The organism is Paracholeplasma vituli, assembly GCF_025446935.1.
Taxonomy (GTDB): domain Bacteria; phylum Bacillota_I; class Bacilli_A; order Acholeplasmatales; family UBA5453; genus Paracholeplasma; species Paracholeplasma vituli.
This window is the reverse complement of the sequence record NZ_JAOEGN010000009.1, coordinates 1-15,501: the sequence shown is the minus strand read 5'-3', so window position 1 is coordinate 15,501 and position 15,501 is coordinate 1. Positions and strand designations below refer to the sequence as shown.

15 protein-coding genes are annotated in these 15,501 nt (G+C 32.1%); all 15 read left to right on the top strand.

Features of this window, described 5'->3' with window-relative positions; all coding sequences use genetic code 11:
* Positions 1-128: 128 nt before the first annotated feature.
* The 15 genes from N7603_RS05500 to N7603_RS05430 all read left to right on the top strand — a co-directional run bounded on the left by N7603_RS05500 (position 129) and on the right by N7603_RS05430 (position 15,157).
* The gene (locus tag N7603_RS05500; protein ID WP_262096370.1) at positions 129-1,034 is read left to right on the top strand and encodes a DUF8370 family protein; all 906 of its coding nucleotides are present in this window, start codon (positions 129-131) and stop codon (positions 1,032-1,034) included.
* A 117-nt stretch (positions 1,035-1,151) separates the two neighbouring features.
* Positions 1,152-2,756 carry a hypothetical protein gene (locus N7603_RS05495; RefSeq protein ID WP_262096369.1) on the top strand — a complete coding sequence of 535 codons (1,605 nt, stop codon included), beginning with the start codon at positions 1,152-1,154 and terminating at the stop codon, positions 2,754-2,756.
* A gap of 54 nt (positions 2,757-2,810) precedes the next feature.
* Positions 2,811-3,566: a hypothetical protein gene (locus N7603_RS05490; protein WP_262096367.1), complete on the top strand. Its 756-nt coding sequence runs from the start codon at positions 2,811-2,813 to the stop codon at positions 3,564-3,566.
* A 736-nt stretch (positions 3,567-4,302) separates the two neighbouring features.
* Complete coding sequence (locus N7603_RS05485; RefSeq protein ID WP_262096366.1) at positions 4,303-7,602, top strand: hypothetical protein; 3,300 nt, start codon at positions 4,303-4,305, stop codon at positions 7,600-7,602.
* A 16-nt stretch (positions 7,603-7,618) separates the two neighbouring features.
* A complete protein-coding gene (locus N7603_RS05480; RefSeq protein ID WP_262096364.1) occupies positions 7,619-7,861 on the top strand; it encodes a hypothetical protein in 243 nt (80 codons plus the stop codon).
* Between the two features lie 120 nt (positions 7,862-7,981).
* Entirely contained in the window at positions 7,982-8,239 is a 258-nt protein-coding gene (locus N7603_RS05475) for a hypothetical protein (RefSeq protein ID WP_262096363.1), read from the top strand.
* Positions 8,240-8,324: 85 nt separating this feature from the next.
* A complete protein-coding gene (locus tag N7603_RS05470; protein ID WP_262096362.1) occupies positions 8,325-8,699 on the top strand; it encodes a hypothetical protein in 375 nt (124 codons plus the stop codon).
* Positions 8,700-9,169: 470 nt separating this feature from the next.
* The gene (locus N7603_RS05465; protein ID WP_262096361.1) at positions 9,170-10,093 is read left to right on the top strand and encodes a DUF6994 family protein; all 924 of its coding nucleotides are present in this window, start codon (positions 9,170-9,172) and stop codon (positions 10,091-10,093) included.
* Positions 10,094-10,237, top strand: coding sequence for an ADP-ribosylglycohydrolase family protein (locus N7603_RS05460; RefSeq protein WP_262096360.1), 144 nt, complete (start codon positions 10,094-10,096; stop codon positions 10,235-10,237).
* Between the two features lie 33 nt (positions 10,238-10,270).
* Entirely contained in the window at positions 10,271-10,639 is a 369-nt protein-coding gene (locus N7603_RS05455) for an ADP-ribosylglycohydrolase family protein (protein WP_262096432.1), read from the top strand.
* Entirely contained in the window at positions 10,636-11,445 is an 810-nt protein-coding gene (locus N7603_RS05450; RefSeq protein WP_262096359.1) for a prephenate dehydratase, read from the top strand. Before N7603_RS05455 ends, N7603_RS05450 begins: the two co-directional genes overlap by 4 nt.
* A gap of 106 nt (positions 11,446-11,551) precedes the next feature.
* Positions 11,552-11,764: a heavy-metal-associated domain-containing protein gene (locus tag N7603_RS05445; RefSeq protein WP_262096357.1), complete on the top strand. Its 213-nt coding sequence runs from the start codon at positions 11,552-11,554 to the stop codon at positions 11,762-11,764.
* Positions 11,764-13,647, top strand: coding sequence for a heavy metal translocating P-type ATPase (locus N7603_RS05440; protein ID WP_262096356.1), 1,884 nt, complete (start codon positions 11,764-11,766; stop codon positions 13,645-13,647). Before N7603_RS05445 ends, N7603_RS05440 begins: the two co-directional genes overlap by 1 nt.
* Positions 13,598-14,278 (top strand): Crp/Fnr family transcriptional regulator, encoded by a 681-nt coding sequence (locus N7603_RS05435; RefSeq protein WP_262096355.1) that lies wholly within the window; start codon positions 13,598-13,600, stop codon positions 14,276-14,278. The genes N7603_RS05440 and N7603_RS05435 overlap by 50 nt, the downstream gene beginning before the upstream one ends.
* 147 nt (positions 14,279-14,425) lie before the next feature.
* Positions 14,426-15,157: a PD-(D/E)XK nuclease family protein gene (locus N7603_RS05430; RefSeq protein WP_262096354.1), complete on the top strand. Its 732-nt coding sequence runs from the start codon at positions 14,426-14,428 to the stop codon at positions 15,155-15,157.
* Positions 15,158-15,501: the final 344 nt, after the last annotated feature.

The window sequence follows — 15,501 nt, the reverse complement described above, 5'->3', positions numbered from 1 at the left end:
ATATGGTCCTGGAAAATCATATTCTACATCAAGTTTATCACTTTAGTGATGTGATGTAAAGTCTGTATTAAAATTTAATGATTCCTTTCGATGAAATGAGAAATCTAAAAGAAAGGAGACAAATCTGTATGAAAATCTATGATTACTTAGGTGTAATTGATGCCGATTTTGTTAATATTGAACTAGAAAAAAATATTGATGTAAAGTATTACATCGATCCTTTTAGTTTGATATTAAAGGATAAAAAGCGCACTAATTTTAGTCAAATTGCCCTAAATAAACTTCACACATACTTTCAAAAGATAGCTGATAACTTACATAGTAGGGAATCACTAGCCGAAGTAGTGAATCACATTGGTGAGGTTAAATATACGAAACTAGGGTGGAGTGAAGGCGGGCATGGCAAAGGTTCTTCAGTTGTACTCAGTGATCTTTTAATCAATGAGTTACACAACTCAGATGCACTTATAACAGGATTAGTGTCAGATATAGCAGATATGAGTATTTTCATTAATGGAATTGGTAAAGACCGAATTTCTGACATGATTACAAATATCATTATCGATCTGCTATCTGTATATACTAGAGACCAGTTGGGAAAATTCGAAAAAGTCAAATTTGAAAGTGTATCTTGCTACTTTTGGAATGAAGAGAAATCGGTTTGGGGAAAACGTTCTATTGAAGTTGCTGTCATCGAAGGCATCCAAATCTTATTAGTCCCTAAACGTTATGTTGTAAGTCTTGAATCTAACGATTTTGGCTATTATCAATTTATCTATCGTGGTTTTCTTGAAGCTCTAAAGAAGTTCTATCTAATGTATGTTCCTGAATTAGGTGAGACTTACAAGAGTGGCAAGAAAAAGGGAGAAGTAAAACTTCCGTCAAAGAAGGCAATTAAAGAAAAACTCGAATTAGATAAAGTATCAAAGTTTGAGTATTGTGCGATTCTAGATATAGCTTTAAAATATCCAGGCATATTAGAACAAGCTAAGGATGAATTTAGAGAGTATGTAAAAATTAAACTTAACAAGTAATACAACAGAAGAAATTCCTGATTTGTTTCAGGAATTTTTTATTTAATAATGATAATGAATTATTAAAATATTATGGTATTATAAAAAATATAGTGCTGTCTTGTAGTGAGGTATCTTATGAAATCATATAGATTTATCTTGGATTCTATTCGAAATTCAATTGCAAGTATGGATTTATTTAAATATAAAAGATCTGATTTGCTATATATTTTGAATAGTGAAATAGACAAACTTGCAATTGAAAGCTTTAAAAACACTTTTAATAGTTCTAAGGAAGATAACACAGTAAACTCTTTAATGGTATCACATATACCTTATTCATATAGACAAATCTTGAAGTTTATATATGAGTTTTCTGATGAGGATGGATTAGAGTGTGACTACGAATTAATTGTGAAGGGTTTTCAAGATTTATTTCCAGGTATGTTTATGTATTACAATGAAATTAGAAATAGGATCGATCGACATGAAATTGGAGTGTTGGAATTAAAGTATGATGAAAACTCAAAAACATTAACTGAGATCCAAACAGACTTATCAAGACGCCATTTCAAAAGAGCTCTTGAAATTAACAATGTTGGTAATCATAGTATTGACCATAAAATGGCTTATTCATGGTACTTAAATAAAAATAAAAGCATGATTAAGAACTTTAAATACATGCATTATTTTAGACAACACATAAATAGGGATGATTATGAAGAACTTAACAAAATTATTCTTCTAGATTCTGAAATAAAGTATGATATTGACTTTGGCGACTTTCTATATAAAGATTTAATTAATGTATGTGCAGCATTAACATATATCGCGCTTTTTAAACAACTAAGTAATTTTGCAAACGAACAAATATACAAGAATGATACTAAATGTTGCTATATTGAAAAATATGATATCTTCATAAAGCATATATCCGAAATAACCAGAATTAATGAGGAAACGGTAAGGTTAATAATTGGTTATATGATTTATGATTCATTATATCACCGCACAAAAATAACGTTACTACAACATTTAATTAGAATTGATGACAATATCATTTTTTCACCCTATGTTTTAGTTCCTGCTGAACTACCAAAAAAATTCTATCGCGTAATAAATGACTTTTCTAAAGAGAAGTACGAAAAAGTATTTTCATTTGTAGCACATACAAAAGAGTATTCAATGATTGAAGAAATTAAAACTAATTATCTTAACCATAGCACACTCGTTGTCATGACTAATGTCAAACTGAAAAAACCAAATTCTAAAATCGTTAACGCAGAGTATGACATTATACTATATGATTCATCATTAAAGACTGTTTACTTATGTGAATGCAAATGGTTTTATGTTTCTGATGGAGAATCTGAAAGTAAAAAAGTTACTAGGAAGATACAGGATTCAATTAATTACCGTCTCAAACAAGACACTATTGTAAGAAATAATATAGAGCATTTTAATCTTGAAGTATTTAATGGTAATGTGGAAATCGAAAAAGTAGAGTCATTGATTATTTCCTATACAGATATGGGTGATGATTATATTAACTATAAGATACCTGTTATCGATTTTGTGACATTTAAATTATTGTCGGATAAGTATAATTTTGATATTCACAGTGTTTACGATAGTATTAAAGAACAAAAATTTCTAAATGAGATTGATGTAGAATCAATCACATCAGAGTTCCATTATTGTGGTTTCAATTTTGTATTTCAAAGAATGGCAGTACATCATTAAAAAGCAACAAAATTGATTTTTTAATCATTTTTCAAGCATAAAGGAGGATTAGAAATGCCATCTGTAACACAACGTATTAAAATGATTTCTCAACCTAAGGGAGGGTATCTTCACCCGAAACTTTTTGAAGAAATTCAGCTTGAATCTGCTGATAGTCTTAATGATACAGAAAATATACATGCTAGTTTAATTGGACTTTCGGTTGATTATATGACACGGTTATTACTAGGAGTCAAGCCTGAATTAGCCTTTAGGATTTCATTAAAAGGAGCATTTAACCTTTTAAAATTGGAACAAGCAATTGCTATTCTATCAAAAATCAAAGGATTAGACGATATAAGCATTATACATGCAATCAAAATGGCTGGGTATGATGTAGCATTCAGGTCGAGTCCATTGCATTACAAGCCTGTTTCAGAGATTAATCCAGATGCTAAGACGATAGAAAATGTCAGGATTTTAGTAAATCGAAGTATTCATTTCTTTAATCTTTATGGACCAATATTACTGGATGGTTTCACATTCAAAAATGGATACACTGAACTCATTAACGCGGGCGATGGAGATTTCATTACCTCAGATACATTATGGGATTTGAAGGTGTCTATTTCTACTCCGACAAAAGATCATACCTTACAGCTACTAGTGTATTATTTGATGGGACTAAAATCGGTTCATTCTGATATATTTGAATCAATAAAGTATCTCGGGATATTTAATCCTCGTTTGAACAGGATTTATAGACTTAAAATAGCAGTTATCAACAAAGACATAATTGATGAAGTCAACAAATCTGTAATTGGTTATTAAAGGAAATATTTTTGTTCTATGAAAATAAATTAATAAGTAGTCCTTCTGCTACTAAAATGTATTAATATATCTGTTATTGAGTGTTGGAAATATAAAAAGTCGATGCTAATATCATTCTATTCTGATGACATTACGATGCTTTATGTTCAGAAGCAATTATCGAAAACAAATTGATTATGCTAGGAAATTAGAATACATTATTGAGAATAGTTATTAAAACGCTAGTATTGCGTGGAGGTCTCATAATTATTTGGCCAGTAAGTGTTCCCAATGTAATTCTTTAGTGGGACAATTATTTTATCAGGATTATACAAATGTACTTTGTGACATTCAGTTATATTTGAACAATGTTGATAATAGTATTAGTAAAATCTTAAATCGATATTTATTCGAAAAATCTCATTAGTATGATAAAGAAGGCTTTCATAAAGTTGTTTTTAATGATAAAGTAAATGTTATAAATAAATTAGTTAATGAAATTGTGTGTTGTATAGTCGATTGACAATTCTAGAAATATTAGAGTTACACAAACAGTCATTGAAATTTTAGATTAAATCGTTTCTGTGTTTTCTTTGAAATTATTTAGATTTTCCATATGAACTATAAAGGGTAGTGTGAAGAATCATGTGGAGTATATATAACATCTCGAATACCTGAAGTTTAGAACTTAAGCATAAGGTTTCATTGCTAACTATTGTTTTTTACAAACTTTAACGAGGATATATGGAGGCTAAATATGAAAGATTTGATTCTAGAAAAAATCGACATAATGGATGATTCTGGTTTATTTCTTTTAGAAGCACCAACTGGACTCGGAAAAACTAGAGCGGTTATTGAGTGTATAAAAGAATTGCTTGCATCTAATTTGGATAATCGAATATTCTACATAACTAATTTGAAAAAGAATATACCAGAAGAAAAATTACTCGAAGCACTAGAACTTGAGTATAAAACAAAAGTTCTATTTTTGTTACCTAACGTTGATTTTATCATAAAAAATTTGAAGTCAGTTCCTATTGATAATCTTGAGATTACTAATCATAAGACTTATAAGGATTTATCTATGGATTATGAAAATTACCAAAATTGTGAAAAAAGTAATGAAAAGCAGAAAAAAAATAGTTGCTATGAGAGATTAACCCAAAGTGAAAAGAAGTTTAGAAATTATATCAAAGAAAAACTGTTTTATGGAAAAGACTATACCTCTAGAAAAGCGACACTATTGAATAATCCTTGGTTAAGTAATCTATATCCATTTATTGATCTGGCAAATTATAAAATTATACTCATGAGTACAGATAAGTTTATTAATTTAATCGATCCCTTAATAAGTAGTAGTTATTTTATATATCAAGATAAGATGTTCTCGAACAGTATTGTATTCTTTGATGAATTTGACTCGTCAAAAGAGAGAATACTTAACAAAATAATCAATGATGGTACGAAGAATGATACAAACATTTTGAAAACATTTATGCATATCCATAATGCTCTTAACAATACAAACATTCCAGAAACAATATTCAAAAATAACTCTCTACAAGAAATTGATTGCGGTAATTCTGATACGTATAGAAGAATTATCGAAGAAAATAGAAAACGTTTTGCTGCTCTTTATGAAAAATATAAATTAAAGTACTTGCTGAAAAATGATAAATCAATGGCTGGTTCAACATTCTTATTTGACGATAGAAAGAGTATACAATTAATACGTAAAAACATGAAAAAAAATGTAATCGTTAAAGCTGATGAAAAAGAGAGTATTAACCTTATTGTCAATAGTTCGGATACAAAACCTCTATTAAGGTTTTTAGTTAGCGAAATTTCAAAACAAATTGATTATTTCATTAATTGCATTATATGGTTGGAAAGAAATTATAGAGGTCGGCAAAACGGAAATAACTACTTCACGAAAGAAGAAAGTTTTAGCACCATTTTATCCGTCTTTAATCTCGATAGTGACTCGATAAAATACATTAAATATAGAGTTCAGTTCATAGGAGATTTGGGTGAAATAAATTTAAAAGAAGCTACATTTGAAAATGAAGGTCTTCACTACATAGAGATTGAGGATAGTACTTACCATAATGAACAATCTTCAATAAGAATGTTTAGTTTCCCTTCTACGCCAGAAAAGTTTATAGTTGAATTATGTAATACATCGAAAATGATAGGTTTATCAGCTACAGTGACAATTAATACTACTGTGGGCAATTACAATTATAAATACATTAAAAAGTGTCTACAAGATAGATTCTACGAAATGACTCCTGATGATTCCATTAAGATTCAAACCTTATTGAATGAAAAAGAGAAACTGGGTAATAAAATACTACCGAACGTGAAGATTCAATTACTTGACCAAGCTAAGGCATTTAGTGATCAAGATACATTATTTCTATACTCTAACGAGTTACTACAAAAATATGATTATACTCAGTTATCAAAAGATTACAATATTGACTCATATAGACTAGCTGGTCTTCTTAAACTTTTAAAAGCATATTCACTATTTGAATTATCAAGTTCAAAATCTATGATTTCATTTTTAAATGCAAACATGAGCCAAGAACTTCGAACCATTTTTAAAAATTTAACGAATAAATTAAATTGTGAGTATAAATCTGGCATGGTTAATATTTGTTACCTAACGGGTGACAATTTTGGAGATGAACTTTTATATATTCATAATAAACTTAATAATTTTGAAAAAGTCTTTGTCATTACAACATACGCAACAGTTAGTTATGGTAAGAATATACAATACTCTTTGACTCAGGATATGCAACAAACTATCTTGAATTACAATGAAAATCATGAATTAGAAAAGGATTTTGAATCAATATATTTACAAACACCAACAAACTTGCTGACTAATTTGACCTTTGATTCGTACGATAAACACAAAGATATATCGAAATTTCTCTTTGAACAGGAGTATCAGTACAATAGCGGAGTAATTGCGTACTCAAAAATGAAAGAGAACATAAATAGAGGTTTTCGGAAACTTTTCATGCCTGATTCTGATATCATTCCGATATCGATTCAAGGAGATGAATTATATTTTCTTACAGCGCAAAAGGTTATTCAAGCACTCGGTAGGATAAATCGCTCTCGATACATTAATAAAGATAGTTACATTTATATCGATGAAGAAATATTGTATAGATTGCAAAAAATCAAACGGAACTTAACGTCTAAATTGAGTAATTATAACATGACATGTTTGCTAAATTATGAACATAGTTTTGATTCGGAGCATTTATTACTTCTTAACGAATATAATAATAGAGCAAAGAATAAAATAGACTTATTAGCTCATAGTTTACGAGGTTCATTTGAAAATATCTCAGAGTGGAAGAAGATTAGGTTATTTGTCTTAAAATATCCCACTCTAGAAAAGAAACTTCCTGAAAACGATTGGATAAATAATTTGTATTATCAGTTTTTAGATGAGGTATCCTATTATTCATATGACGGATTCATTAAAATCAATCACTTAATATTAGGTAAGAATTTTGGGCAATATGAGGTTTCTATTCACGACAGTGGGCTATTAATTGCGTGTAGGAATAAAGAAATTAAGGATTATCTAGAGATGAATAATGTTGAAACCAAGTTTAAGCGTAACTGTGTTCACATGCTGCCTGCAACTTACAAGCAAATTTATAAAGGCGCTTTAGGTGAAATCGTTGGTAAATTTATAGTAGAGCATGTTTTAGGCATTGAACTTGAAGAAATCACAAGCATAGATCATTATGAGTTTTTTGATTATAAGTACTACGATATTTATTTTGATTTCAAAAATTGGCATTATATTTCTAAAAATGAGAATAATTTCGTCCCAAGAATGATGAATAAACTCAAAAAACTGAAAGGAAAAAGAGTAATTGTAATCAATGTATTTGAAAAATATGGTGAAATATTGAAAAAGAGTAGAGATGGCTATATCTATCAAGTATCTAGTTTGTTAAATGAAAATGGTGAAATAACCGATAGATCATATCAAGCGTTATATCAAGTCCTGGAGGCTTGACAAATGGAGGAAAACTATGAAAAAAAGTGATTATTCAATGGTGGATTTAGAAAGTACTATGAGTGATTTAAAGGATCTGCTAATTAAGGAACATCAGAAATATTCAAAAAGAAATTCAACTGGATATGAATGGACAGGTGAAGACTTTGCTAACTTGTATTATGTTAATCTAGCGTTATTAGATATTGTCAAAAAACAAGATAAAATGATCAAAAACATATACGATATACTTGATAGACATGAGAACAGGTTAGGATAATCAAACAATTGCATTCTATGGATTAATAAATCATAGAGGACACAAATAACTATACTTGTCTTCATTGACTTGTATTTGGGTTAAAACAAGATTTATATTAAAAAAAATGGAGATATGAAAATGAGTAATTTGGGGAAATGGCAAGAGTTAATTGAATTAGCAGATAAGGTTGGGGGACCAGATATATTGGTTGAGCATATTTTTCAACATGGGAAAAATAGTGGAAGAAAAGAAGTGCTAATTATTGGCGGTATTACAATTGCTATCACTGGTGCAATTGGCGGGATTATCGCATTAGTCCAAAAAAATATGAAAGATAATTCTAAAATCGAAGCAATGAAAACGGAACTCATAGAAACTCTAAAATCAAAAGAATGACCTCATAAAATGTACATGTACAAAATGAAAACATAGTAATTATTTTGGACTTTAAAAAGTGTGATTATTAGGAGGAGGTCCTTTTATGGAACTAAGAATACTTGTAGATAAAATAGATACATTTAAAAAAGCAAAAGGTACTAAGCAAAGTTGGAGAAAAGATAATTCACCTATTTATGAAAATGAATACATCAAACTTGTGAGAATTGATTCGTCAAATAGTCATGGGGGAAACAATGGATCAAAGGGAAGACAATGGGGTTTTTTAATGGAACAAAAAAAGAATTTTCAAACTCTAAAAGGTTGGATTGACTTAAAAAACGAATTTGGATCGACACTTAAAGTTACCCCATTTAGAAGTCCTGATTTCGATTGGGTTGGGATTAGATTTTATGAAATGGCACTTGATCCAACAAATGAAATTGTTGTCAATATTCTCGACTTTATATTTAGTAAGTAACGATTTATCTAGTGACAAACTGTGTTAAATCATGTTAAATTAAATGAAAATATCACAGACCTTAAATGTCTTTATAAGAGTGTATTTTTTTAGGGGGGGCTATATATTCAACAAGGGTGCTAATAATTCGATAGGGAGCTAAATTGTATTAGCACTAATTACAGTAGACAAATAAGAATTATAGGTTTGATACAATGCTAAACAAGCCTTTATACATTTAGAGAGGACAGTTTCCCTATATTCTAAATTCCATGTGCCCTGTTGAGATTCAAATGAAAGGTTTTAAGAGTTTTTAGGTTTTATGTGTTCAACCTTAATTTACCATAAACAAGTACTATAAGATTTGTTTTGGAACCTTAACTGTTAAATGAACAACATTTTAAACAACCATTCCCAAAAATCTAGTCAAAAAGTAACAATTATTCTAAAAAGTACTTGCTACATCAATAGAATACCGAGGTGATTCGCATATGAAAAACTTAATCCAAGCATTAAGCATTAGACTCGAATCACTAGGTATTTCATTACATACACTTCTTAACATCACAAAAGATGAGTTCATATCATATGTACTTGGATCACGAAAACCAAGCCATAAACATCAAAAATTGCTGTTAGAGCTCTCTGTTCAATACGATATTCTAGTTCATGATAACGGGACCGATTTTATCGATACTACGTTTGAAGTTTATAATGATTCTAATAATAAAGATCCCGATTCCTATAGTCCGACTTTGAATCATTATCACTATTTGCTATGGCACAAACCATTATCAGATGGGTCATTGTTTGAATTAAAAAAAGTGTATCGAGATCGATATCTTTTAGAACATCAAGGTACCAACCTAATGAACATTCAGTATTCAAGTGATTCCATCATTCATCCATTTCATTATTGGAAAAGTATGACTTCTATATTAGAACAAGTACCTAAGCATGATATTGAAGCATTTCACCGACTAGGTTCAACAGTTGGAGGGTACATCATTTTTCCCGCCCAAAGAATTAATGGTAAACCAACAATAAATGCCGCTAGAGGTCTACATGGTAAAATCAAAGATCGATTTGATTTAACATTAGAATGTATTCGTCTACACTATTTAAATAAAGATAATCCATTAGCAAATGTATTAAATCGGTATGAGGCATTTTTCAAGCTATTCACCGATTTTAAAGGGTATGTTCAATTTTTTCTACTAGATGATATGGTAGAAGAAGACTACACACAAATTCGATTTTGGCATCCTTTTGATGGTTTTGATACAGTAAAGCCTGTACCTAGAACTGTCAATGAGTATCAAGCGTACATGCAAAATGTAATGCAGTTTATAAAAAGTCGTAACCGACGTATTTTGACTTATGTAGATCAGAATCCAAAAAAGGAGACTAGATAAATGTTAGGTGCCATCATTGGAGACGCAATCGGATCTGTTTATGAATTCGATCCTATCAAAACTAAAAACTTCGAACTATTCGGAACACACAATGAAATAACCGATGACAGCCTGTTAACCTTGGCTGTTTTTGTGGCTTTATAGAAATGTAAAGGCGATTATACTAAACTCAGTCAAATTGTAGCGAAAGAATTCTTACAATGGTATGCGAACTACCCTAATCCAATGGGTGGGTATGGGACAAGATTTGTAGATTGGGCGATTACGTCACTTCAAAACTATAAAGTGATGCCACCCTATAACAGCTATGGCAATGGCGCAGCCATGCGCATCAGCCCAGTAGCGTATTTCGCTACCAGTCTCGAACACTGCATTGAGTTATCACGTAAAGTCACTGAAGTCACCCATAACCATGAAGAAGGCATCAAAGGCGCTGAAGCCACTGCAGTCGCCATTTATATGGCGCTACAGGGTTCTACTAAAAAAGCAATCAAGGATTATATCAGTACATACTACTATCCTTTAATAATTGAGGCATATCTATGAACAAAATCGCCATCTTAGGCCCTAAAAACACGTATTCTGATGTGTGTTTTCAAGTATATCACCATAAAACTCAACATGAACCAACCCCTATTTATCTACGATCCATGAAACAGGTGATTGACCAAGGTGAATCCTTAGGTTACGCGATATTACCCATAGAAAATACCTTAGAAGGCTATGTTCAATCGCATATGGATTTACTCTTTTTTAGTAACCTCCATATCGATTCAGAAATTAAACTTGAGATTCAATTTGATTACATTTATAAACCTAATCCAAAACGCATCTATGTACAGTATGTCACGAAGAACCAGTGCTTAAACTTCTTAGAGAATCACTTAGATGAAACCATCGTATTAACCGAAAGTAATGTCGAATCCTATGAAAAATACTTGAATGACCCAGAAGGGGCTGCGATAGTTCCAAGACATTTGGTTAAACCCATAGATTTAGTCATTAAAGGTGTATCAGATGAAGCTGATAACCACACAAGGTTTCTAATTCTAAACAATCAGCCATTAGGCTTAAAGCTATACAATAAAGATGAACCCTATAAAGTCTCAATTGTCATTACACCCAAAGAAGATAGACCAGGCTTACTCCATGAAATTCTAGAAGGGTTTGGGGATGCGAAAATCAATTTGATTTCAATTATGTCAAGACCAACTAAGAAGAAAATGGGTACTTATCATTTCTTTTTGGAGTTCATGGCCGATGTTTCAACTCAAAGAATCGTCGAGACTGTATTAAATGAATTAAAACATACCTTTGATATACGCGTATTAGGCATGTATCAAATTCTATAATGAGAAAACCCATAGCGGTTTTCTTTTTTTGATAAAAACTTGATTTGCATCAAGGATTTATCTAGAAATATCGCCTATACTAGACTCATCAAAGGAGATGAATCACATGGAAAAAACCATCTTACAATTAGAAACACTCACTTGCCCATCTTGCGTGAGACGCATCGAAGGGAACCTATCGAAAGCTAAGGGTGTAGCATCTGCAGTTGTTAAATTCAACGCTTCAAAAGTAGAAGTTGAACACGAATCTTCCCTATCGAAAGAAACCATCAATGACATGGTCTCTAATCTTGGGTACAAAGTGTTATCTGTTAAATAATGAAACACTTAAAGAAGCACACCTACACCTACGGTATTACCATACTATTTGTAGGGTCCCTCGTATTGAATGAAGTGGCGAAAACCCACTTCATTTCTATCTTCGTGATGACCCTACTCTCCTTATTAGCGGGGTTCAAAATCTTTAAACAAGCTTTCATAGATTTAAAATACCGAATTATCGGGATTGATTTACTTGTTTCTATCGCGGTCATATCTGCTTTTATTATTGGCGATTACTTTGAAGCTGCGGCTGTTACCTATCTATTCACGATGGGTCATATACTAGAGAAACATTCCTTAGAAAAGACCCGTAGTGCCTTAAAGGCTTTAATGGATTTAAAACCACAAACAGCCCGTCGAATCCTAAATAATCAAGAAGCAATCATTCCGCTTGAAGCTTTGAGTATCGATGATCTCCTCCTCGTTAAACCAGGTGAAAAGATCCCTGCCGATGGCAAAATTATCGAAGGTGAAGTTTATATCGATGAACAAATGATGACGGGTGAATCGATGCCAGTACTGAAAACCGTTGGGGATTCTGTATTTGGGTCAACTTTATTAAAGTCAGGCTACATCAAAATGCGTACAACCCACATTGGTGAAGATACGACCCTTTCACGAATCATCCATATGGTTGAAGAAGCTCAAGATAAAAAAGCCAAAACCGAGAAATTCATGGACAATTTCTCGAAGTACTATACCCCATTAGTCGTTTTAATCGCGATTGTGATGTTTGTTCTGACGAAAAACATCCGTCTAGCTGTAACGGTACTAGTGATTGCGTGCCCTGGTGCGTTAGTCATCGCGACGCCTGTATCGTTTGTTGCGGGAATCGGTAATGGCGCGAAAAAGGGGATTTTATTTAAAGGCGGCGATTCGATTGAACGCTTAGCCAAATCAACCGTTGTATTCTTTGATAAAACCGGGACTTTAACAGAAGGTAAACCCTCTGTTACCCAAATGAAAACATTTGGGATAGACCCACAAGAAGCGATCAAAATCGCTGCGATTGGGGAATCCTACAGTGAACACCCATTATCGATCGCAATCCTCGATTTCGCGAAGAAAAATGGGATAAATACAGTGGATGAACCACTCAAACCAACCATGCTCATTGGAAAAGGCATTCAATTTGGGTATAATGAAGTCAAGTACCAGATTGGGAATGAAAAATGGATTAATGTTAAGGAAAAATCTGTTCAAACAGAGCTAGACTCGTTTTTGAATCAAGGCTTAACTACGATTATTCTGGCTGAAGAAGATAAAATCCTCGCTTTATTTGGGATTCAAGATACCTTAAGAGAAAAAGCAGTATCTACTATTGATTCTTTAAAAGCCTTAGGCATTAAAGAAACCATCATGTTAACAGGGGATCATGAACGGGTTGCGAGAGCAGTTAAAGAAACCTTACACTTAGATCACTATCATGCAGGTTTGCTCCCGGAAGATAAATCCAATATCATTAAATCCTATACCCATGAACACACCCTATTTGTTGGCGATGGCATCAACGACGCCTTAGCCTTAACATATGCCGACGCATCGGTCGCGATGGGTGGCTTAGGTAAGGATTTGGCCATGGAAACCGCCGATGTCGTCTTATTATCGGAAGACATCTCTAAGCTCACACAAGCGATTAAAATTAGCCGTAAGGTCAAATCCAATATGATTCAAAACATCACATTCGCTTTACTGGTTGTATTTGCCTTAATGATAGGTGTCTTATTCAATCAAGTCACCATGTCGATTGGAATGCTCGTTCATGAATTATCTGTATTACTCGTTTTAATCAACGCGATGAGATTATTGAAATACGACTTAGGAGGAACCCATGTCGAAGGAAAACGCAAGCAGCTGTATCGAAACAGTACCAATCTTTAAGAATTTAACCAAAGATGAACTGAATCAAGTCATTGAGATTTCCAACCATAAGAGTCTAGAAAAAGGTAAATTCATTTTTACCGCTGGCGACACCCTCGATGGTCTTTATGTCGTCCACCGCGGTAAAATCAAAATTACCCGTTATTCAGAGGACGGTAAAGAACAAATCATTCGCATTCTATCCCATGGTGAATTTTTAGGTGAACTCGCCCTCTTTTCAAATGAAACAGTCAATACCTACGCAGAAGCGATCGAACCCTCAATCGTTTGTATGGTTGAACATCAAGGGTTAAAAGACTTAATGTCTAAGAGTCCGTTATTATCCTTTAAGATGATGAAAGAACTCTCAAAGCGCTTAGAAAAAGCCGAAGCCCTCATTGAACACAGTAATTTGTATAATGCTTTAGCAAAGGTTACACGCCTCTTATTAGATTTAGAAAAAGAGAATATAGTTTTATTTCAAACAACCAAAGTGAACCTATCTTCAAGTATAGGCATTACACCTGAAACCTTTAGCAGGAAATTAGCTGAATTAAGTGATCTAGGCTATATTGATATCATTAATAATAAAACCATTCGAATCCTTGATAAAAAAGGTTTGATTGGTCTCATTCAACCCAATAAACTATAATGAATAAAAAGTGTCTTCTAGAAATCAATCTAGAGACACTTTTATGGTTTAGTTAGAGGTTTATGTATTCAGTATCTCTAGATGGTATAATTAAACTAAAGATTTATAGCTATCTATCAAACAAAATGAACAAAACGAGGGTGAGTAATGAATCTAAAAGAGATCATTTCGGGTCATGTAGTAGAGTATTTTGAAGGTCAACATCGCTATGTTGTGGATGGACAAATCATACCATCAGTTTCTGATTTATGTAAAAAGGCATATCCTAATCGATATAAGGGAATTAATCAAAATATATTAGCCCATTCGATTAAGCGTGGGAATTATTTACATAATCAAATAGAATCCTTTGAAAGACACAATGTGATGGGCTCATCAATTGAGTTCAAAAACTATTTAAAAATCAAAGAAACCCTTGGATTTGATGTAAAACAAACAGAAACCATGGTATTAATCAAATACCAAAATCAAGTAATTGCTTGTGGTCGGTTTGATCTATTGGTTGAAATCAACAACGAACTAGTGCTTATTGACATCAAACGAACACGGGATTACCATGAAAAAAGTTTTACGTTACAGCTAAACTTATATCGATATGGATTTATGCAAAATAATCCAAAGCCGATTACAGCACTTAAAGTGTTGAGATTACGTGATTCTGAGGCCCAAGTATTGGATATTCCTATCGATGAATCTTTGGTCGAAGAAATACTTCAAAAATATGTAAAACCACAATTTGAATTGATCACCGACGAACCAGTTCAAAACACTCAAACCATACTAACTAAGCAGGACAAACAGCCTATACTAATGGTATGGATTGGTCTAGGTATATTGATTGGACTATCTTTGTTATATAACTATCTAGTAAAATTTTGATGAGAAATTTAAATTTTAGCCCTTTTATGGATATAAAAACAAGAAGTCTTGGAAAAATAATCTATGAAGTCTATGTCCTATATAAAATTGACAGATATTTTTTGATTTAAGTGTTTAATTCAACCAAACTAAAAGAAATCTATTAAGGTTTCTTTTTTATCGAGAAAAAAAACCACAAGTGGTTATTACTATTTTAAAATGGGGTGCTTTAACACCTCAATCAAGAAGTCCCCTACCTCTATAGGTGGTGGGATGAATTGATTTATTTTATATTTACAAATCATAATAAATAATGTTATAATAAAGGTGTATTCATACACGTTTCTGCACTCTACTGAAAGCCA